Here is a 21168-nt window from a genome sequence, read left to right on the forward strand (position 1 = left end):
GCCCCATCGGAGGCTCCAGTACCGTAGAAGCCATGAGTGATATGCCGTTCGGATTCTCGAATCGCGACGACGACCCGGAGCGCAAGCCCGGCGACGAGTCCAGCGGTTCCGGTGCGAACAACCCGTTCGGATTCGGTGGTCCGGGCGGCGGCGGATTCGATCCCTCGCAACTCGGCCAGATGCTCAGTCAGCTGGGTCAGATGTTCAGCACCATGGGCCAGCCGGGCGCGCAATCCGGTCCGGTCAATTACGACCTCGCCAAGCGGCTGGCTCGCCAGCAGCTCGGTTCCAGCGTCACCCCGGTGACCGAGGGCGCGCAGCGCGCGGTCGCCGATGCCTCGCATCTGGCCGAACTCTGGCTGGACCCGGTCACCACGCTGCCCGCGGGCGCGACCAAGACCGTCGCCTGGACCGCCAATGACTGGATCGAGGAGACGCTGCCGACCTGGAAGCGGCTGTGTGATCCGGTGGCCGAACAGGTTTCGGGCATGTGGACCGCGACCCTGCCCGCCGAGGCCAAGGAATTCGCCGCGCCCATGATGGGCATGCTCGGGCAGATGGGCGGGCTCGCCTTCGGTTCGCAGCTCGGTTCCGCGCTCGGCCAGCTCGCCAAGGAGGTGCTGACCTCCACCGATATCGGCCTGCCGCTCGGCCCGGCCGGCACCGCGGCGCTGCTGCCCGCGGCCATCTCCGAATTCAGCGCCGGACTGGAACAGCCCGAGAGCGAGATCCTGGTCTATCTGGCCGCCCGCGAGGTCGCGCATCAGCGACTGTTCGCGCATGTGCCGTGGCTGCGCCAGCAGGTGCTGGGCGCGGTCGAGGATTACGCGCGCGGCATCAAGATGGATTTCTCGGCCATCGAACAGGCCGCTGCCGGACTCGATCCGATGACCCTGGCCCAGGATCCGTCCAAGCTGGAGGAACTGCTCGCACAGGGCACCTTCGAACCGCAGACCACCCCCGAGCAGCAGGCGGCGCTGGATCGGCTGGAAACCCTGCTCGCCCTGATCGAGGGCTGGGTCGAGACCGTGGTCACCGACGCCGTCGGCGATCGGCTGCCGGGTGCGGGCGCGCTCGCGGAAACCCTGCGCCGCCGCCGTGCCACCGGCGGACCGGCGGAGCAGACCTTCGCCACCCTGGTCGGCCTGGAACTGCGGCCGCGCAAGGTGCGCGAAGCGGCCACGCTGTGGCGGCGGCTCACCACCGACGCGGGCATCGACCAGCGTGACGGCATCTGGGCGCATCCGGATCTGCTGCCGGATTCCTCGGATCTGGACGCCCCCGCGGGCTTCATCGATTCGGTACTCGGCGGCGGCACAACGGCTTTCGACGATCCGCTGGCGCAGCTGGCGGAGACCGAGGCGCGCGAACGAGCCGCCAAGGAAGCCGCCGAGGGCGGGGACAAGCCGGTGGACACCACCAAGCCGGAGCAGCCGACCGACGATGAGGGAGAGGGCGGTAAACCCGCCTCCTGAGCTCCACAACCAACCCCGGGCGGGCTCGATCTCGTTTCGTGAAGTTGTGGATAACCCTCGAAAGCGCTGGTAGTTAGGCGTTTTCGAGGGTTATCGCCGTTTCGGGGGCAGGCAGGGTTGGGGCATGACCACGCTTGCGCGTACTTATGGGCCGATGCTGGATCCGCGCGTCACGGTGCTGCTGCGCCGTAATGGGCTGGTGCAGTTGGGGTGGACTCCGGGGGAAGCGGTGCTGCTGCGGCCGGTGGGGCCGGTCGAGGCGGTGCCCGCGCTGTTGCGGCTGCTGGACGGGGTGCGGCCCGAGGACGAGATTCTTTGTAAAGCACGGGCATTGGGGTTTTCGGGGGAATCCACCTCGGCGCTATTGGACAGCTTGGCCGAGGCCGGACTATTGATCGACGCGGAAACGCCGTCGCGGTTGCGCCGGGTGCGGGTGCATGGGCGCGGGCCGCTCTCGGACACATTGCTGGAGGGGTTGGGCCGAATCGGGTTGCGCGCCAGTCACTCCTTTCCCGGGCACGCGCCGGGCACGCGATTGGAACGGCCCGATCTGGTGGTGCTGGCCGATGCCCTGGTCCCGGATCCCGCACTGGTGGCCGAGTTGATGCGGCAGCGGATTCCACATCTGCAGGTGCGAATTCGCGATGGGCACGGGGTGATCGGACCGCTCGTACTGCCGGGTGAATCCAGTTGCCTGCGCTGCGCGGATCTACTGCGCTGCGATCTGGAACCGGAGTGGCCGCATTTGAGCGCGCAATTGCTGGGCCGGGCCGGACAGGCCACCCCGGCGAGTATCGCGGCAGCGGCGGCGCTCGCACTGCACGAGATCGACACCATCGCGCACGGCGATGCCGAATTCGCACCGGCCACCCTGAATGCCACCCTGGAATTGCATCTCGATCGCCCGCATCTGGATTCCCGGCACTGGCCCGCCCATCCGCTCTGCGGTTGCCTGGACACCGCGCACGGCCATCCGGATGCCGCCACCGCACCCGCGAACGGCGAAATCGATTCGGACATCACCGATCCCACGGCTGCCCGTAATAGCGAATCGGAGTTGCTGTGACCGATACCACTAAAGCCCTGGACCCGCGATTACATCCGATTCCCATGGCGAACCGTCTGGGACATCGGCATGATGGGAACGTGTCAGAGATTGTGAGCAAGCGCTCTTCCCGCAATGCCAAGTTGGCGAAGATCCCACTGGGCATCGCAGGGCGGGCGGCCGTGGGTTTCGGCCGCAAACTGGCCGGGGGCGATAAGACCGAGATCAATGCCGAGCTGAACCAGAAGGCCGCCGAACAATTGTTCGCGGTACTGGGTGAGCTCAAGGGCGGGGCGATGAAGTTCGGACAGGCGCTGTCCGTCTTCGAGGCGGCGGTACCCGAGGAATTCGGTGAGCACTACCGCGAGGCCCTCACCAAATTGCAGGCCGCCGCGCCGCCCATGCCGACCGCCGCCGTGCACCGGCAGCTCGATCAGCAGTTGGGCACCGGCTGGCGGCAACGCTTCAAGGAATTCGACGATGAGCCGACCGCCTCGGCGAGCATCGGCCAGGTGCACAAGGCCGTCTGGTCGGACGGTCGCGTCGTCGCGGTGAAGGTGCAGTATCCGGGGGCGGACGAGGCGCTGCGCGCGGACCTCAAAACGCTCAATCGCATGGCGGGCATGATGGGCGCGCTCATTCCGGGCGCGGACGTCAAACCGGTACTGGCCGAGATCAGCGAGCGCACCGAGGAAGAACTCGACTACCGCATCGAGGGCGGCCATCAGCGCCAGTTCGCCAAGGCCTTCGACGGGCACGCGCGTTTCCTGGTGCCCAAGGTGGTGGCCAGCGCGCCCAAGGTGATCGTCACCGAATGGCTGGATAACGCGACCCCGGTCTCCAAGGTCATCGCCGACGGTATGGCCGATCCGGCGGGCACCGTCGAACTGCGTAATCGGGTCGCGGCGCAAATGGGTGAATTCCATTTCTCCTCACCGGCGATCGCGGGCCTGCTGCACGCCGATCCGCATCCCGGCAATTTCATGGTCATGCCGGACGGCCGCCTCGCCGTGATCGATTACGGCGCCTGCGCCCCGCTGCCCAATGGCTTCCCGCCGGAGCTGGGCCAGATGGTGGCGCTCGCGGTCGAGGAGCGCTTCGACGAACTGACCGAGTTGATGACCACCAATGGCTGGGTCATTCCCGGCAAAAAGGTTACGCACCAGGAGATTCAGGACTACCTGCGTCCGTTCACCGACCCCATCAAGACCGAAACCTTCCACTTCACCCGTAAGTGGATGCAGCGCGTGGCGGGCAAGGCCACCGATATCTCCAATCAGGAGATGCTGAAAACCGCTCGCGCCCTGCAACTTCCGGCCGAGCACGTGATGATCTTCCGCGTACTGGGCGGATCCATCGGCATCTGCGCCCAGCTCGATGCCGAACTGCCCTTCATGAAGCTCATGCAGGACTGGGTCCCCGGCTACAAGGAATACCGCACCGCGAGCTGAAAACCCTTCGGACGCAAAACGACCCGCTTACGAAGAAGTAAGCGGGTCGTATGCGTTCTTTTTCACCCCCGGCGCTCAGGCCGATCATGCCACCGCGACCTTGCGCGGACGCCCACGCGGGCGCTTACGGGCAATGACAACACCCTGATCGAAGATCTCGCCGCCCCAGACGCCCCAGGGCTCGGCGCGGTCGATGGCGGCGGACAGGCAGCCCTGCCGGATCGGGCAAGCCGCGCAGAGCGTCTTGGCCTCTTCCAGCTGAGCCGGGCTCTCGGCGAACCAGAGATCAGGGTTGCCATCTCGGCAAGGTACGGACATCGTGGCGCCCCGGCGAATGCGGGGAGTCGAGGCCACGGTGTTGCGGCATGTCACGCGGTCACGGGTAACCGTGGTGGACACGTCGGTCTCCTTCTCGTGCAGCGGTCGTTTCGGTGTTGTGAAGCGAAACCGGTGCCGTATGGCGGAGGCCGATATAACTATGGCCACGGTTTCGCTTCTTAGGCGATCCGTGGCCAGATGGTCTGGGAGTTATCCCTTACCTGAGTCGACTTCGGTGTCGACTCCTGTTCACGGTCGCGAGGTGGATGTTGCGGGGGCGGCTGGCGGCCGGCAGCAGATGCACCGGATCGACTCCGGCTTCCGCTGCGAAGGCATCGGTAGCCGCATACGCGACTGCCTGGTGCCAGCTGCCCTCGGGCTTGTCCTGCTTCATGACGATCTGCTCTGCCGCTTGGGTTTTGGTTGCAAAACCCTGAAGACCAAGATCACCGACGAAACCGGACAGACGAATCCCCTGCGTAGCGAGGATCCCCCGGGAGGCGGACATGACGGAGACGGTCGAAACCGTCGCCAAATCACCGGACATTGTCCGGACAGATGCGGTGTTCACGATGCCGTTCATTGGTCTGCCTCCCTCCTGCTCTCGTAGCCGATAAGTACCCATGCGCGCCGGGATTCCTCCCGTGTGCATGAGACCACCCTAAGTAGATATACAGATGCGCACAACCTATTTTTGACCAGCAGTTTTGCGGTCTTGCGCACTCCGATTCAGACGTGAAGCGTGACAACCCGTTCGGGTCGCGCGCTCACCGCTGCCGGGCCCGGACGATAGCCAGTACGTCCGCGCCGTAGGTCTGGAGCTTCTTCGCGCCGATACCCGGGATGGCGACGAGCGCCCGGTCATCGGCCGGTCGCTGTTCGGCGATGGCCGTCAGCGTGGTGTCGCTGAACACCACGAAATGCGGTAGGGACAGAGCCTCCGCCTTGTCCTTACGCCATTCCTGGAGCGCGGCCAGCAGTTCGGTGTCGATATCCGCGGGGCAGCGATTACAGCGGCCGAGCATTGTCGCCTGGGTATTGAGCAGCGGGCGGCCGCAGACCCGGCAGGTGGGGTGCACGCGCTTGGGGCCGGGCCGATCGGTGGTGCTCGGTGCAATGCGCGAGGCCGGGGAATCGTCGGGCACCAGGCCGATCAGGAAGCGGGAGCGGCGGCGCACCTTGCGGCCGCCCTCGGATCGGGCCAGCGCCCAGGACAATTGGAGATGTTCGCGGGCGCGGGTGACGCCCACGTAGAGCAGTCGGCGCTCTTCCTCCAGGGCGGCCTCGTCGGCGACGGCACCGTCATGACCCAGGACGTGCTGGATCGGCATGGTGCCGTCGGCCAGGCCGACCAGATAGACGGCATCCCATTCCAGACCCTTGGCGGCGTGCAGCGAGGCCAGGGTGACGCCCTGCACGGTCGGTGGGTGCCGGGCCTCGGCGCGCGCGGCGAGCTCGCGCAGCAGGCCGCCGAAGTCGAGTTCAGGTTCGTGCGCGCCGAGTTCCTCGGTGAGATTGACCAGGGCCATGAGCGCGGACCAGCGCTCGCGGGCCTGCACGCCGACGGGTTCCTCGGCGGTGAGACCGAGGCGGGCCAGTACCGCGCGCACCAGATTCACCAGTTCGGGGCCGCGAGCGTCGGGGAGGTCATCGCGGGCGGCCGCCTGGCGCAGCGCCTGCACTGCCTGGCGCACATCGGTGCGGTTGAAGAAGCCCTCACCGCCGCGCACCTGGTAGGGAATGCCGGCCTCGGTGAGCGCCTGCTCGTATGCCTCGGATTGGGCGTTGATGCGGTAGAGCACCGCGATCTCGGCGGCGGGCACGCCCTTCCCGAGCAGCTTCGAAATCGAATTGGCAACGGCCGCGGCCTCGGCGGGCTCATCGTCGTATTCGGCGAAGGACGGTTCCGGACCGTCGGGGCGCTGGCCGATCAGCTGTAGGCGGGTGCCCGCGATGCGGCCGCGCGCCGCGCCGATCACCCGGTTGGCGAGCGAGACCACCTGCGGGGTCGAGCGGTAGTCGCGCTCCAGGCGGATCACGGTGGCGTCCGGGAAGCGGCGCGAAAAGTCCAGCAGGAAGGCCGGACTCGCACCGGTGAACGAGTAGATGGTCTGGTTCGCGTCGCCGACGACGGTCAGATCGTCGCGTTCACCGAGCCAGGCGTCGAGCACGCGCTGCTGCAGCGGTGTGACGTCCTGATATTCGTCGACGACGAAACTGCGGTACCTACCCCGGAATTCCTCCGCGACCGAGGTGTAGTCCTCCAGCGCGGCCGCGGTGTGCAGCAGCAGATCGTCGAAATCGAGCAGCAGTCCGTCGGCTGTGGTCTTCAGCGATTCGTACCCGGAGTACACCGCCGCGACCTTCGACGCCTCGAAAGGCGCGTCGCGCTGCAACCGCGCCACGGCGGTCGCGTAATCCTCCGGCGCGATGAGTGAGCCCTTGGCCCATTCGATTTCGCTGGTCAGATCGCGCAGGGTATCGGTGTCACTGGCCAGCCCGGCGCGCTGCGCGGCCTGCGCCACGATCGGGAACTTACGGTCCAGCAGCTTCCACGGCACATCCCCAACCACCTGCGGCCAGAAATACCGCAGCTGCCGCAGCGCGGCCGCGTGGAACGTGCGTGCCTGCACCTGCCCGGCCTCCCCGCCGAGTCCCAATGCCCGCAGCCGACTCCGCAGCTCCCCCGCCGCTCGCGCGGTGAAGGTCACCGCGAGCACCTGATCGGCCCGCACATGCCCGGCCGACACCAGATGCCCGATCCGATGCGTAATCGTGCGCGTCTTGCCCGTCCCCGCCCCGGCTAGGACGCATACCGGCCCGCGCGGCGCGCGCACGGCCGCCGCCTGCTCGGCATCGAGATCGTCGAGCCGGAGCTTCTGGGTCGCGGCGGCAGTCACGCGCACCATCATGACAGTGCCCTCCGACAACCCGCCCGCCACCGGCGCTCCCCGGTCCGAATTGGTGTCACCGCTTCCGAGCATTGGGCGCTTTGCCGGGTTAGCGTGCCGTCGTGGTGAATGAGGCGCCCGGTACGGGTGAGGTGACGCATGACCGGCATGCGTCGTGGATGGAGTTGTTCTTCGATCTGGTGGCGGTGGCCGGGATCGGGCAGTTGACGCATCTGCTGCACGGCGGGCCCTCGCTGGAGCACGTGGTGCTGTATGTGCTGCTCTACCTGGCATTTTGGCTGGTGTGGGCGTGTATCACGCTGTACGGGGATATCGCGGGCGATCGAACGCATCCGGTGTTGATGTTGTCGGCGATGCTGGGGTTGGGGGTGATGGCGGCCGCGGTGGCCGGGGTGCCGGATCGGCACGCGACCACATTCGCGGCGGTGTACGTGGTGGTGCGGCTGGTCATCGGGCAGGTGTGGGGGCGCGGGCGGATCGTGGTCGATTTCCCGACCGTCCAGCTGACGGTCGGCGTGTTCCCGTGGATCGCCTCGCTGTGGGTGGGTGAACCGGGCAAGTACTGGTTTTGGGCCGCGGGCCTGGCCATCGATCTGTATCTGATGTTCGTGATCACCGGTGAGCGAATGCTGGCGGGGGCGCAGCAGGAATTCGACAAGCGGCTGTCGCGGATTCGGGAGTCACCGCGATTCGACGGCCGAGAATTGCCGAAACTCACCGCGATGCATGCCAATCCGGAGCATCTCGGGGAGCGGCTCGGGCTGTACGTGATCATCGTGCTCGGCGAGGGCATCATCATGGCGATCAATGCCGTCGGCTCGGCGGCATGGAATTTCCATGTGCTGGCCCTGGGTCTGGGCGCGTTCCTGATCCTGGCCGGGCTGTGGGCGCTGACGCTCAAATTCGGTGCGATACCGCGGCTGATGGGCGGTACCGACACGGCGGATCAGGTGCCGTGGCAGCACGTCATGGCCACGCACTGCATGGTGACCGGTGCGATAGCCACCATCGCCGCCGGATTGGGCATGACCATCGAGCATGCGGACGGTCATGTCTCGCCGGGGATCGGCTGGGTGCTGTGCGGCGGCACGATCGCGTATTTCGTCGTGCTCGCGGTGAGCGGGCTGCGCAGCCCGACCGGCTGGCGGACCCTGCTCGGTTATCCCCTGCCCTGCACGCTGGTCGCGGTGGTGCTGGGTGTGTTCGCCCCGCATATCGGCCCGCTCGGGCTGGTGTACGGCATTCTCGCGCTGATCGGGTGGTCGCTGGCCTGGCAGACGCATTCGGAAGGCAGGTGGCGCACCGGATCCGGTCCCGCACGCCCGCACCGGCGGCCGCGCGGTGACGGCGGGCCCGCCGCAGCCTGACCGAGAATCGCAGCGCCCCTTGATGATTGCGTTCTCAGTCGCGGTCGCGCAGGCGGCGCAGCGCGGTGGTGAACGCGCCGGTGCGCTCGCCCAGTGGGCCGAAGAAGTCGCGGTCGCAGGATTCGACCGCGACGATGGCCTGATTGACCAGTGCCACACCGGTTTTCGTCGGCACCAGGGATTTGGCGCGACGGTCGCTGGGGTGATCGCGGCGCTCGATCAGGCCCTTCTGTTCGAGCGCGCGCAACACCTGCGAGGTCATCATGGGGTCGGTCGCGGCGTGCGCCGCCAGATCGCGCTGCATGACCGGTTCGTCACCGGACGCGCCGGTGAGCCAGGTGAGCGAGGCCAGCAGCACGAATTGCACGTGGGTCAGGTCGAAAGGCGCGAGGGCGGCGCGCTGGGCGGCCTGCCAGCGGTTGGTCACCTGCCAGAGCAACAGGCCGGGACTTTCATCGGCATCACCGAAATCGGTATGCAGCTCATTGCGCGCCGTCACCGCCCGACCATAGCGCGGGAGATGGCCTCGAAATCGTGGGCGGTCAGTTCCACCAGGCCGCGCCGGAGCACGATGCCCCAGTTGGGGACGCCGGTGAGGTCGAGTTCGCCGCGCAGGTCGTCGATCGGGATCTGCCTGGCGTCGCGGTCGTAGCTGACGGCGCGCCGCCAGGGACGGAAGCAGCCGCCCTGATCTTCGGCCTGCCAGGCCGGGCGGTCGTCGATGGTGGCCAGGGCGGTGAAGGCGCGGACCGGTTCACCTTCGCGCATGCCGGTGCGCGGTGAGTAGTAGACGAGTCCGTCACCGGCCGCCATTCGTTCGACGGCGGCGCGTTTGCCGTGATTGGCCTGTGCGATACCGAGTTCCATGCCGCGGTGCACGTGGTCGCGGGAGACCACGGCGAGCCAGTACCGCCTCATGCCCGCACCGCCTCGGCGGCAGCGACCAGCGCGTTCAGGTCGGGCTGGGCGGATTTGGCGAGATCGGCGCCCATGATCTTGGTCCAGAACCAGCGCAGCGGGCCGTCGATGGAGACCTGGACCGAGACGGTGGTCTTGTCCTCGACGCTGACGGTGTGCGCGAAAACGAGCCGGGCGCCGATGAGCTTGGACACATCGATGAATTCGGTATCGGTCAGCTTTTCGACGACGAACCCGACCTTCGGGCCGCCTTTGGGCTTGAGGGTTCCGGTCGCGCCCTGGACGAAGGGGCCGTCGAGTTTCACCCATTCGGTGTCGTTGTTCCACTCCGGCCAGGTGGCCATATCGGCCCATTTGGCGAAGAAGGCGGCGGGAGCGGCGGTGGAAGTGGCGGTGGCCTGTGCGATGAAGTTCATGGATTTAGTATGCGCGCATACTAAATCTGCGTCAACCCCTGATCTCGGAAGACCGAGGGGAACACGATCGAAGCGGGTCACGTTGCACAGTCCGTGACTGCAAAAGACCTGACCATGTACTCGACGACCTGGTGCGGCTACTGCCGCCGGTTGAAGACCCAGCTCGACGAGGCCGGCATCACCTACACGGTGATCGATATCGAAGAGAATCCGGATGCCGCCGAATTCGTGGGCAGCGTCAACAACGGCAACCACGTGGTGCCGACCATCAAGTACAGCGATGGTTCGACCGCGACGAACCCGAGCCTGGCGCAGGTCAAGAAGGCGCTCGCTGACATCAGCTGAGTAGGCCGCATAGGGCGCAAGCCGTACATCCGGGGGATGTACGGCTTGTTCTCGTTCCGGGTGCGGCGCGAATCAGCTTGCGGCGGCCCAGGATTCGACAATGGTGCGGGCGATCGAGATGGAACCCGGGAGCAGCAGGCGCGCATCGGTCTTCGCACCCCACGCACCGGCGGCCAGCGCCTCGATCACCTCGGCGCGGGTGAACCAGTGCGCCTCGGCGATCTCGCCGTCGTGGAAGGTCACCGGCTGTTCCGGATCGGCGACGGCGCTGAAACCCAGCATGAGCGAGCGCGGGAACGGCCAGGGCTGACTGCCCAGGTAGCGGATATCGGTGACATCGACGCCGACCTCCTCGCGCAACTCGCGTTCGACGCAGCGCTCGAGCGATTCACCGGCCTCCACGAATCCCGCGAGCAGCGAGAACAGGCCCTCGGGCCAGGTGTGCTGACGCGCCAGCAGGACGCGGTCGCCGCCGTCGTGGATGAGGCAGATGATGGCCGGGTCGATGCGCGGGAATTCCTCGAAACCGGATTCGCTGGTGCGGGACCAGCCGCCCGCGGTGACGCGGGTCGGGGTGCCGTCGGCGGCGCTGTAACCCGCTTTGCCATGCCAATTCAGCAGGGCGATGGCGGTGGAGAGCAGCCCGGTGCTGAAATCGTCGAGTTCGAGGGTGCTGCCGAAGGCGCGCAGATCGGCGAGTTCGCCGTCGATGGCGTCATCGCGGACGGCCCACAGGTGGGTGTCGTCATCGACACCGAGGAAGACCGCGTCGGGGGCGGGATCTTCGGCGAGGGTGGTGGCCGAATCCAGCACCACCGCGCCGGTGTCCACGCGCACCTGCCCGCGCTTGTTCATCCGTAGCAGTCTGGCCTGCGCCCAGCCCTCTTTCAGGGCCTGCTCATCGGCGCGCAGGTGCTCCGCACGATCAAGGGTGGAGCGTGACAGGACCGGAACCGCGTTCAGCTGAAAAGACACAGTGTCTATCTTGCCTCCGCTGCGCTCCGGCGGGTTCGTGGCCCCTGAAGTCCCACTTCTTCCCTCCCTCCGCTCCCCCGCTTCGCTCCTCCGCTCCACTCAGTCCAGAAGTGGGACGGGCCACGAACTTTGGGGGTTTGTCAGACCTGTACGCGGCGGAGGTAGAGGAGTTTGTCCTCTTTTTCCAGGGCGTCGGTTTCGGGATCGCCGACCCGGATGAGGACGCCCGCGCGGACCACGCCCAGGACGATATCGCGCAGGTGGCGGGGGGATCCGCCGACTTCCTCGGGTTCCACATCGCGTTCGGAGATGGCGAAACCGGCCTCGGGGGTGAGCAGGTCCTCGATCATCTCCACGACGGTGGGGGTGGTGGTGGCGATGCCGAGCAGGCGGCCCGCGGTCTCGGAGGACACGACCACCGAATCCGCGCCGGATTGGCGCAGCAGATGGGTGTTCTCGGCCTCGCGGACGGCGGCGGAGATGCGCGCCTTGGGGTTGATCTCGCGGGCGGTCAGGGTGACCAGCACGGCGGTGTCATCGCGATTGGCGGCGACCACGATGGCGGCGGCGTGTGCGACGCCCGCCAGGCGCAGCACGTCGGATCGGGTGGCCGAACCGTGCACCGTCACCAGGCCCGCGTTGGCGGCGGCCTCGAGCACCTGTGGATCGGTGTCCACCACCACGATGTCGGCGGGTTGCGCGCCGTCGGCGAGCATGGCGTCGACCGCGGTGCGGCCCTTGGTGCCGTAGCCGACGACCACGGTGTGATTGCGCACGGTGTGCCTCCATCGCTGAATCTTGAAAGCTTGCCGGGATCGTTCGGTGAGCACGGCGAGGGTGGTGCCGACCAAGACGATGAGGAAGAGGATCCGCAGCGGGGTGACCACGAGAATATTGATCAGCCGCGCGGTCGGGGTGACCGGTGTGATGTCGCCGTAGCCGGTGGTGGAGAGCGAAACCGTCGCGTAGTAGGCGGAATCGAGCAGCGACATCTCTTCACGCGCGTTGTCGTGATAGCCGTCGCGGCCGATGTACACCACCGCGGTCGCCAGCGCGAGCAGCAGCACGGCCATACCGAGCCTGCGCGAGAGCGCCTGCCAGGGACTGTCCTGTCCGGTCGGGATCCGCAGAATGCCGACCAGGGCGAAGTCCGGCCGGTCCGTGAGCCGGGCCAAACCCCGTGAGGATTCACCGAACACGAGAATCACCAGCCATTTCGGGGACGTCTTGCTGCGGCACGGACCGGAGCGTACCCGGCGGTCGCCCACATTGCGGCATGGGCCGCAGGCGCGTCGCCACTACCGAATCGGGTCCGGGGGCAGCGATTCCGGATCGGGCGGGGGCTCGAATTCGGGGGGCGGGTCGAAGTCGGGCGGGGCCGAGTCGCCGGCCGCGGGATGCGAGTCCGGTGTCCACCGAAGCGAATCGACATCGATCTCCGGGGGCGGCTCCGCCGCATCGCCGCGATTTCCGGGTGCCGCGTCGGCGGGATCCGGGGTCGCGGTCAGGCGCAGCGGGGCGGCGGCGGTGATGAGGTGGGCGAGTTCCTCGGGGCCCGCGAGGTGTTCGGGGGCGATGGTGCGGACGGTGCGGACGTAGTGGAAGGCGGCATAGGTGTTGGCGAGGATGTCGGCTTCGGGAGCGCCGGTGCGGGCGGCCTCCAGGCGGGCCCAGGCCAGGCGGTAGACGGCGAGCTGGATGGCGACCGAATCCTCTTCGGCGGCAGCGGGTTCGCCGCCGGTCTTCCAGTCGACGATGACCCAGGCGCCGTCGGGGCGGCGGAAGACCGCGTCCATGCGGCCGCGAATCACGGTGCCCGCTATGGAGGTTTCGAAGGAGACCTCCACTTCGACGGGGTTGCGGTCGGCCCAATCCGAGGCGAGGAAGGCTTCCTGGAGACGGACCAGATCGGCGTCGGTGTCGGAAGTGTCCGCCGCGCCGGGGAGTTCGTCGAAGGCGAGCAGGCGGGCGCCGCCGAACCAGCGTTGCAGCCAGGCGTGGAAGGCGGTGCCGCGACGGGTGAAGGGGCTGGGCGGGTACGGGAGCGGGCGGCGCAGGCGGGCGGCGAGTTTCGCCGGATCGGCGCGCAGGTCGACCAGGGAGGTGGCGGCGAGCTGGCCGGGCAGTTCCACTTCGCGGACGGCCTGTTCGGCGGCGAGGTGTTCGGCGATGAGGGCGTCGACGTCGGTGGCCCAGCCTTCGGGGTCATCGTCGAGGTCATCCGGATCGGTTGCGTCGCTGTCGGATTCGCCGTCGTCGGGGTCGGTCTCGGCTTCGTCTCCGAATCCGAAGTCGAATTCGATCTGCTCCGGCTGGGATTCGACGGCGAGCGCGGTCAGGGCCGATTTGACCAGTGCCGCACCCTCTTCCACGAATTCGCGGCGGGAGCCGAGGGGGTCGCGCGGCCAGGTCGCCGAGAGCGGGTTGTCGGTGAAGGGGTTTACGGTATCGGGCAGGGGCGGATCGTCCCAGCGATCGATGCGGACGCCGCGATTGAGGGGGGAGCCGGGGACTTCACTGGCCTGTTGCAGCTCCAGCAGGAAATCGCTGGGGCCCTTGGGTTTCGAGCCGGTCTCGGCCCACCAGTGCGCCGAGACGAACAGGGCGCGCTCGGTGCGGGTGAGCGCGACGTAGAAGAGGCGGCGATCCTCGTCGAGGCGGCGGCGGGCCAGGGCTTTCTTATGCGATTCGAGGGCGCGTTCCAGATCCGCGCGATCGTAGAGGTCGGACAGATCCAGTACGGGCACACCGTCACCCGCGTCCTCCTGCACGCGATCACCGCGCAGTTGGGTGGGGAGTTCGGCCAGCGCGCCCATCCAGGTGGTGGTGCCGGTGCCGGACGGGAAGGTGCCGTCCACCACGTGCGGGACCGCCACCACCTCCCATTCCAGGCCCTTGGCGGCGTGCACGGTGAGCACCTGTACACGATCGTGCGCGACCTCCACTTCGCCCGGCTCCAAACCGTTTTCGACCTCCGCGGCGGCGGCGAAGAAGTCGAGCAGACCGGATAGCGAGGAGCGATAGTCGGCGGCATATCCGGCCACCACATCGGCGAACGCGTCGAGATGCTCGCGCCCGGCGGCGGCCACGGCACGGCGGGCCTGGGTCTCCACGCCGACGCCGATGGTGCGTTCGACATCGGCGACCAATTCCGGCAGCGGCTGCCCCGAACGCTCGCGCAGTGCGCCCAGTTCGCGGCCGAGTTCCAGAATCCGGGCGAAGCCCTGTACCGAATACTGTTCCGAATCACCGGGATCCGCGATGGCATCACCGAGTCCCGCGCGTTCGGCGGGTTCCGGGGCCACTTCGCGCAGGGCGTCGTCCAGCGCGGCGGTATCGGCGATTTCGGCGGACTGCCCGCCCGGTCGCCGAATCGACAACTCCCGCGCCCGCTTCGACAGCGCCGCGATATCCGCCACGCCGATGCGCCAGCGCGCACCCGTCAGAATACGCATCGCCGCGCTACCGGCCGACGGATCGGCGATAAGCCGAAGTGTCGCAACGATATCGGCGACCTCCGGGGTGTGCAGCAATCCGCCCAGCCCGACGATCTCCACCGGTAGCCCCTGCTCCCGCAGCGCCTCCGCCAACGGGGCGGCATCGGCATTGCGCCGCACCAGCACCGCCGAGGTGGGCGGCTCAGCGCCCGCGTCGGCGGCCGCCTCCCACTCCGCCTTGATCCGCTGCGCCACCCACTCCCGTTCCTGCGCAACATCTTCCGCCAATGCCAGCGCTACCAGCCCGGGCGTCGCATCCGGCCGCGGCCGCAGCGCGTCGACGGTCACTCCCCCGCCCTCGGCCGCCTTGAGCCGCAGCGGATCAGCCACCAGATTCGCCAGATCCAGTGCCTCCGGCGGATTCCGCCAACTGGTCAGCAGCGGCAGCACCGGTGCGGGAACCCCGGGCGCACGGGGAAAGTCGGTCGCGAACCGCGGCAGATTCGCGGCCGACGCCCCGCGCCACCCATAGATCGACTGCATGGGATCACCCACCGCCGTCACCGCAAGTGGCTGCGTGGTCACCGAATCATCTTGTTCCACAGGCTCTTCAGTGGCTGCATGCACGCCACCGAAGAGTGCCGAGAGCAGGATGCGCTGGGAGTGGCCGGTGTCCTGGTATTCGTCGAGCAGGACGAGGCGGAAGCGGGTGCGTTCGGCGGTGCTGACTTCGGGGTGGAGGGCGGCGAGCTTTGCGGCGAGGGACATTTGGGCGCCGAAGTCCAGCGCGCCGCGGCGGCGGAGTTCATCGGCGAGGCGTTCCACCAGGGGGAGCAGGGAGACGCGTTCGTGCTGGGTTTCCAGGAGGTCGAGGAGGGTTTTCTTGGGGCCGCCCTTTTGCCGGGGTCCGGCGGGGAGGGTGTGGACGAGTTGGTCCAATTCCTTGTGGGCGGCGGCCAATTGGCGTGGTTCGACCAGGTGTTCGGCGAGCTGGCCGGACAGGGCCAGCACCGCTTCGGTGACCGAGACGGGGCTGCGGTCGGTGTCCAGATCGCCGTCCCAGGTGGAAACGACGCGGTAGGCGAGCTGCCAGAGCTGGGTTTGGGTGAGCAGGGTGGCGGTGGGTTCGACGGGGAGCAGCAGGCCGTATTCGGTGAGCAGGCGGCCCGCGTAGGAGTGGTAGGTGCTGATCTCCGGTTCGGAGCCGGTGAGCAGGGCGCGCAGGCGTCCGGTGGGGTCGATATCGCGCAGCAGGGGTGCGCCCGCCAGGCGAGCCAGGCGGGTGCGGATGCGAGTGGTCAACTGCTGAGCGGCTTTTCGGGTGAAGGTCAGGCCCAGCACCTGTTCCGGTTCGACCAGGCCATTGGCGACCATCCACACCACGCGGGCGGCCATGGTCTCGGTTTTGCCCGCGCCCGCACCCGCGACCACCAGCGTCGGCCCCGGTTCGGCGGCGATGACCGCGGCCTGTTCGTCGGTGGGCGGCGGCAGGCCGAGGGCATCGGCGAGTTGCCGGGGGGTGATGCTCACTCGTCGGTCACTTGGCGGCCGGTGTCCTGTACCGGGCAGCTGCCCGCGACCTTGCAGTGGCGGCAGCCGTCATTGCGCATGGCGAGGTAGCTGGGTCCGGTGGAGGCGGCGGCCGCGTCGTGGATGACCCCGCGCCATTCGTCGATGCCACCGCCGTCGAGTGCGGGCTGCTGGCGTTCGGTGGCCGCACCGTCGCGGGCGCTGGGCTTGGCCACGTACACCAGGCGCGCGCCACCGGGTTCGCCGTCGCCGAGGGCGCCGGCGGCGGCCGCCACCTGATAGGTGGCGAGCTGGGCGTGTTCCTCGGCGGCCTGTTTGGTGATGGGCGTCTTACCGGTCTTCACATCGACAATCACGAAGCGGCCCTGGGCATCTCGTTCCAGGCGGTCCATGCGGCCGCTGATGCGCACGGGCAGCTCACCCGGGGCGCGCGAGGGCAGGACGCAGTCGATGGGCACTTCGACGCCGATATTGGTGAGCTCGTCGCGGGTATTGCGCAGCCAGTTCAGGAAGGTGTCGACCATGGTCTCGGTGCGGCGCAGTTCGGCGCGCGAATACCAGTTCTCACCGTCGCGGGCGGTGGGGTCGATCTTCTTCCACGCCTTGACCAGTGCCATCTTGACCTGCGCCTCGGTGACCTGACCGGCGAGCGCCTGCACCAGGGTGTGCACGAGATTGCCCTTGAGGGCGTGCGGGTTATCGCCGTCGCTGCCGCCGTGCCGTTCCAGCGCCCAGCGCAGCGGGCAGGTCTTGAGCTGTTCGACGGTGGAGGGCGAGAGGGCGACCGAACCGTCCTCGCTGTCCCAGAGCGGGGAGTCGGAGGAGAGTTCGGCGGTGCCGTACCAGTCGTCGGGGTGCGCGCCGCGTACTCCCGCGCGGGCCAGGCGGGCGAGTTGGCGGGCGGCGCGGATGCGGCGCTCCGGGGTGGTCTCGGGATCACATGCGGCCCCGCGCAATTCGGCGATGAGGGTGTGCATGGCCAGGGCTCGGCCCGGGTCCACGGCGGGCGGGATGCGGCCGGGCTGTCCGTCCGCGCCCTCGGCGTCGAGTTCGGCCAGGAAGCGGGACGGCACCAGATCCTGGTCGCCGGTGACGGATTCGACCGCAGTCACCAGCAGTGAGCGGCGCGCCCGGCTGCACGCGACCAGCAGCAGGCGGCGTTCCTCGGCGAGCAGCGGTGCGGCGCGGCTCACCTTCTCACCCGAATCTCCCACTCCGGCAAGCACATCGACCATTTCCTCGACCCCGAGCAGGGTGCCGCGCGGTCGCAGATTCGGCCAGATCCCCTCCTGCACCGCGGCGACCACAACGGTGTCCCACTCACGCCCGGCGGCCGAGTGCGCACTGCAAATCGTGACGGCCGCACCGGGATCGGTATGCGGTGCGTTGTCCTGCGGAATCTCCTGCTGCTCCAGGTATTCCACGAATCCCTCGATGGTGGCGCGCGGCAGCCGGTCCACATATGCGGCAGCGGCCTCGAACAGCCCGACCACCGCGTCCAGATCGCGATCGGCCTGCATGCCGACCGCTCCCCCACGCTCGGACTGCCCCACCCATCGCCGCTCCAGCGTCGACGCTGTCCACAGCCCCCACAGCACATCTTCCAGCCCGCCGCCCTCGCGCCGCACCTTGCGCGCCCGCCCGAGCGCCTTGAGCACCCGCTCCAACGGCGCGGCCTCGACCTTGGTGAGCTTGCTCAGCAGCACCTGATTCCCGGCCCCCACCAACAGATCCCGCAGAATCTCCGCCGACGACCGATCCAAATCCGCATAGCGATCCGCCGCGTTGGCTGTTTCGCCACCCGAATCCGCCGCGGCGACAACTCCTTCACGCCGAGGAGGTTCGTCGAGCTCGCTTTCGCGGACCTCCCGGTCGCGCTCGGGATAGCCGAGTTCCAGCACGGTGCGCCGAATGCCGCGCCGCAAGCGGCGCAGACTGATCTGATCCGCGCCGCCGAGTGGACCCGCGAGCAGATCCAAAGCGTCGTCGGCGGTGAACGCGATGGGGCGCGGGTGCCGAACCCGCGTCGGATCACCCGCGGTGACCGCACGCAGCGCCAGCATGGCCCAAGCCGCTCCCCTGCGGCGCGCCAATGGCACATCGGCCGGTGGCTGGCGCACGGGTACACCCGCCGCCAGCAGCGCACGCCGCAACGGAGCCAAAGACAATGGGACAGAACGGACTATGACCGCCATATTCGACCAGGGCACCCCGTGCGTGAGATGCGCGCGCCGCAGATGATCGGCGATGAGCGCGGCCTCCTTCGCCGGGGTGGTGAGCACCTGCACCCGCACCTCACCCTCGAATACCGCACCCGCACGAGCATTCTCACGACCCTCCGAGGCGTCGCCCCGACCGTCCGTGCCGGAATCCCGAGCGCCGCCGACGCGATAAGGCGCATCGCCCCAGGCATTCTCGTGATCGCCGGACCCGTCATCGGCGCCCGTTCGCCGCGCGTCGACGGCCCGGTCCTGGATGTCACCGCCGTCACGCATACCGCCGGGGGAATTCCCGGGGTCTCCCGGACCCCGGCCGTGCGGCCTGGTCCCGGGATATTGGCCGGCCTGGTCCGCGCCCGGGGTGAGTTCGCGGATGAAATCGGTGCCGCCGGGTCGGCGCAGCAGGGAGGCGGGTGGGGTGCGGTGGCGGCCGGTGCCGGGGAGGCGGGAGGTGATGCGGGCGGCGAGTTCTTGCAGGGCGGTGCCGGATCGGTGGTTGGGGCGCAAGGTGATTCGGCGGTCGGCGGGGGCGCCGGGGTCGGTGGCGAAGCGGGGGTCGGCACCGCGGAAGGTAAACACGGCCTGGTCCGGATCGGCGGCCAGGACGGTGGTGGCCGTGCCGCTGCCGAGCAGGCGAATGAGTTGGGCGGCAAGGGGATCGAGGTGCTGGGTGTCGTCGACGAGGATGGTGTGCAGGCGGGCGCGTTCGGCCGCGAGCAGGTCGGCGTCGATGAGCAGGGCGTCCAGGGCCGCGCCGATGAGTTCGGCGGCGTCCAGGGCGGGGGCGCTGGCTTCGGGGACGTCCATGCCGACGGACCAGCGCAGCAGCATGATCTGTTCGTAGCGTTCGTAGAAGCGGCCCGCGGCGACCCATTCGGGGTGCCGGTGGGTGTGGCCGAGGGCGATGAGGTCCTCGGGTCCGAGGCCGCGTTCGGTAGCGCGCAGCATGAGGTCCCGCAATTGTTCGGCGAATCCTCCGGTCGGCAGTGCCGGATGCAGTCGCTCGGGCCAGTCCGGGGCATCCTCGGCGAGTTCGCCGCGCAACATCTCCCGAATGACGATGTCCTGTTCGGAGCCGGTGAGCAGGCGCGGCGGCGGATTTCCGGCGGCGGCCGAGACGGTGCGAAGCAGGCCGAAGGCATAGGAGTGCAGGGTGCGCACCAATGGGCCGCGTGTGGCTCCTGGTACGCCACCCAGCAATGGATCGGCCTCGACAATTCGGGCAGTGATCGCATTGCGCACCGCGGTGGCCGCGCGTTTGGTGTACGTGAGCAACAGCACCGATTCCGGATCGGCCCCGGCCAGAATGCGTTCCGCGGCGATATCGACCAGCAGTGCGGTCTTGCCGGTGCCCGGCCCGCCCAAAACCTGCCAGGGCGACCAGCCGGGGTCGATACTGCTGTCCTCGAACAGCGGCCGGAGGGCGGCGTCCCACTCCCGGGGGTGGGAGACTGCCTCGGCCCGGCGCACCAGTTGCACCGAGCTATCCGATCGCATCACGTCGGCTATTTCAACAGACCGGCCCGACATGTTCCGTTTGCCATGTGTTGGCCGTGCCGCCGGTCACAGCCGGGCGGGTACGGTTCGGGGCGGACTCGGCTGGAATCGGGCGCGCGACGGCCAGCAGAATGGGCGGATGTCCGATCTTCATGTGCATTGTTTCGGTCCTTCGACCGGTCCGGTGGTGCTCGCGCTCCACGGTCTGACCGGGCATGGCAGGCGCTGGCAGGCCCTGGCCGAGCAGCAGTTGCCCGATGTGCGGATTATTGCGCCGGATCTGCGGGGACATGGGAGGTCGCCCGGCGTGCCGCCGTGGGATTTCGAAACGATCACCGCGGACCTGGTCACGCTGCTGCGGCGGGAGACGAGCGAACCCGTGGTGGTGCTCGGGCATTCGTTCGGCGCGGCGGTGGCGGTGCATCTGGCGCACGCGCGTCCGGAGCTGGTGCGGGCGCTGGTGCTGCTGGATCCGGCGATCGGACTTGATCCGGATTTCATGCTGCGGATCGCGAATTCCATGCTGGAGCATCCGGATTACGCGAACGTCGACGATGCCCGCTTCGACAAATTGGAGACCGCCTGGGCCGAGGTGGATCCGACGATCCTGGAAGCGGAGCTGGCCGAGCATCTGGTGCCCACCGCGGACGGGCGGGTGGGCTGGCGCGTGAGTATGCCCGCGATCATCGCGTACTGGGGTCAGCTGGCCCGCGAATTCGTGCTGCCGCCCGCGGGATTGCCGACCACGATGGTGCGCGCGATGAAGGTCGATCCGCCGTTCGTGACCCCGGCGTTCCGGGCCGCGCTGGCCGAGCGGCTGGGCGAGCGGCTGACCCTGCTCGAATTCGACTGCGATCATATGGTCGCGCAAGCCCGTCCGGCCGAGACCGCCGCGCTGGTGCGCGCGCTGCTCTGACCAATCCACCGAGGGAGAGTTCATGGCCACCACCGATGCCGAGATCGAGCGCGTGCGCGCCCTGGTGGCCGCCATTCCGCCCGGCCGGGTGTCCACCTACGGCGATATCGCGGCCGCGGCGGGGCTTTCCACACCGCGCACGGTCGGCTGGATCATGCGCACCGATTCGGCGGATCTGCCGTGGCATCGGGTACTGCGAGCGAATGGCACGCCCGCACCACATTTGGCCCATAAACAATTGCGCGAGCTGGCCGCGGAGGGCTGTCCGGTGCTCGATGACCGGGTGGATCTGCGGCGCGCCCGGCACCACTTCGACACGCCGGACTGATCTGCCGACCGGCCACAAC

17 protein-coding genes are annotated in these 21168 nt (G+C 68.4%); 7 read left to right on the plus strand and 10 right to left on the minus strand.

The genetic code is table 11. The features are described from left to right. The first annotated feature begins 32 nt into the window (after nt 1–32). The 3 genes from AB0L82_RS22545 to AB0L82_RS22555 all read left to right on the plus strand — a co-directional run bounded on the left by AB0L82_RS22545 (nt 33) and on the right by AB0L82_RS22555 (nt 3971). Nucleotides 33–1475 carry a zinc-dependent metalloprotease gene (locus AB0L82_RS22545; protein WP_364639379.1) on the plus strand — a complete coding sequence of 481 codons (1443 nt, stop codon included), beginning with the start codon at nt 33–35 and terminating at the stop codon, nt 1473–1475. Between the two features lie 124 nt (nt 1476–1599). Further along, entirely contained in the window at nt 1600–2541 is a 942-nt protein-coding gene (locus AB0L82_RS22550) for a hypothetical protein (protein WP_364639381.1), read from the plus strand. Between the two features lie 44 nt (nt 2542–2585). Next, nucleotides 2586–3971, plus strand: coding sequence for an AarF/UbiB family protein (locus AB0L82_RS22555; protein ID WP_364640428.1), 1386 nt, complete (start codon nt 2586–2588; stop codon nt 3969–3971). 84 nt (nt 3972–4055) lie between these two features. On the opposite strand, the gene AB0L82_RS22560 is transcribed toward AB0L82_RS22555, so the two are convergent. From AB0L82_RS22560 to AB0L82_RS22570, 3 genes are all read right to left on the minus strand, one after another. Then, a complete protein-coding gene (locus AB0L82_RS22560) occupies nt 4056–4343 on the minus strand; it encodes a WhiB family transcriptional regulator (RefSeq protein WP_067572507.1) in 288 nt (95 codons plus the stop codon). Between the two features lie 163 nt (nt 4344–4506). Further along, nucleotides 4507–4872, minus strand: a complete 366-nt coding sequence (locus tag AB0L82_RS22565) for a hypothetical protein (RefSeq protein ID WP_364639384.1) — start codon at nt 4870–4872, stop codon at nt 4507–4509. Nucleotides 4873–5056: 184 nt separating this feature from the next. Continuing rightward, nucleotides 5057–7198 carry an ATP-dependent DNA helicase UvrD2 gene (locus tag AB0L82_RS22570; RefSeq protein ID WP_364640432.1) on the minus strand — a complete coding sequence of 714 codons (2142 nt, stop codon included), beginning with the start codon at nt 7196–7198 and terminating at the stop codon, nt 5057–5059. Between the two features lie 104 nt (nt 7199–7302). On the opposite strand from AB0L82_RS22570, the gene AB0L82_RS22575 reads away from it, so the two are divergent. Further along, on the plus strand, nt 7303–8568 hold the full coding sequence (locus AB0L82_RS22575) for a low temperature requirement protein A (protein WP_364639387.1): 1266 nt from the start codon (nt 7303–7305) through the stop codon (nt 8566–8568). Between the two features lie 34 nt (nt 8569–8602). On the opposite strand, the gene AB0L82_RS22580 is transcribed toward AB0L82_RS22575, so the two are convergent. Genes AB0L82_RS22580 through AB0L82_RS22590 form a run of 3 tightly spaced genes read right to left on the minus strand, consistent with a single transcriptional unit; the run spans nt 8603 to nt 9902 of the window. After that, nucleotides 8603–9067 (minus strand): MarR family transcriptional regulator, encoded by a 465-nt coding sequence (locus AB0L82_RS22580; protein ID WP_364639390.1) that lies wholly within the window; start codon nt 9065–9067, stop codon nt 8603–8605. Further along, a complete protein-coding gene (locus tag AB0L82_RS22585; protein ID WP_364639393.1) occupies nt 9064–9486 on the minus strand; it encodes an EVE domain-containing protein in 423 nt (140 codons plus the stop codon). The genes AB0L82_RS22580 and AB0L82_RS22585 overlap by 4 nt, the downstream gene beginning before the upstream one ends. Then, complete coding sequence (locus tag AB0L82_RS22590) at nt 9483–9902, minus strand: hypothetical protein (protein ID WP_364639396.1); 420 nt, start codon at nt 9900–9902, stop codon at nt 9483–9485. Before AB0L82_RS22590 ends, AB0L82_RS22585 begins: the two co-directional genes overlap by 4 nt. Before the next feature lie 93 nt (nt 9903–9995). Between AB0L82_RS22590 and AB0L82_RS22595 the strand changes: the two genes are divergently transcribed. After that, the gene (locus AB0L82_RS22595) at nt 9996–10247 is read left to right on the plus strand and encodes a mycoredoxin (RefSeq protein WP_364639400.1); all 252 of its coding nucleotides are present in this window, start codon (nt 9996–9998) and stop codon (nt 10245–10247) included. A gap of 72 nt (nt 10248–10319) precedes the next feature. On the opposite strand, the gene nudC is transcribed toward AB0L82_RS22595, so the two are convergent. From nudC to AB0L82_RS22615, 4 genes are all read right to left on the minus strand, one after another. Further along, nucleotides 10320–11222 (minus strand): NAD(+) diphosphatase, encoded by a 903-nt coding sequence (gene nudC / locus AB0L82_RS22600; protein WP_364639403.1) that lies wholly within the window; start codon nt 11220–11222, stop codon nt 10320–10322. 140 nt (nt 11223–11362) lie between these two features. Beyond that, the gene (locus tag AB0L82_RS22605) at nt 11363–12430 is read right to left on the minus strand and encodes a potassium channel family protein (RefSeq protein WP_364639406.1); all 1068 of its coding nucleotides are present in this window, start codon (nt 12428–12430) and stop codon (nt 11363–11365) included. 90 nt (nt 12431–12520) lie between these two features. After that, entirely contained in the window at nt 12521–16189 is a 3669-nt protein-coding gene (locus AB0L82_RS22610; RefSeq protein ID WP_364639408.1) for an ATP-dependent DNA helicase, read from the minus strand. Continuing rightward, nucleotides 16186–19905 (minus strand): ATP-dependent DNA helicase, encoded by a 3720-nt coding sequence (locus tag AB0L82_RS22615; RefSeq protein WP_364640435.1) that lies wholly within the window; start codon nt 19903–19905, stop codon nt 16186–16188. Before AB0L82_RS22615 ends, AB0L82_RS22610 begins: the two co-directional genes overlap by 4 nt. Before the next feature lie 139 nt (nt 19906–20044). On the opposite strand from AB0L82_RS22615, the gene AB0L82_RS22620 reads away from it, so the two are divergent. Further along, nucleotides 20045–20821 (plus strand): alpha/beta fold hydrolase, encoded by a 777-nt coding sequence (locus AB0L82_RS22620; protein WP_364639411.1) that lies wholly within the window; start codon nt 20045–20047, stop codon nt 20819–20821. A gap of 22 nt (nt 20822–20843) precedes the next feature. Further along, the gene (locus tag AB0L82_RS22625) at nt 20844–21149 is read left to right on the plus strand and encodes an MGMT family protein (RefSeq protein WP_364639414.1); all 306 of its coding nucleotides are present in this window, start codon (nt 20844–20846) and stop codon (nt 21147–21149) included. Nucleotides 21150–21168: the final 19 nt, after the last annotated feature.

This window comes from Nocardia sp. NPDC052001 (genome assembly GCF_040680615.1).
Lineage (GTDB): Bacteria > Actinomycetota > Actinomycetes > Mycobacteriales > Mycobacteriaceae > Nocardia.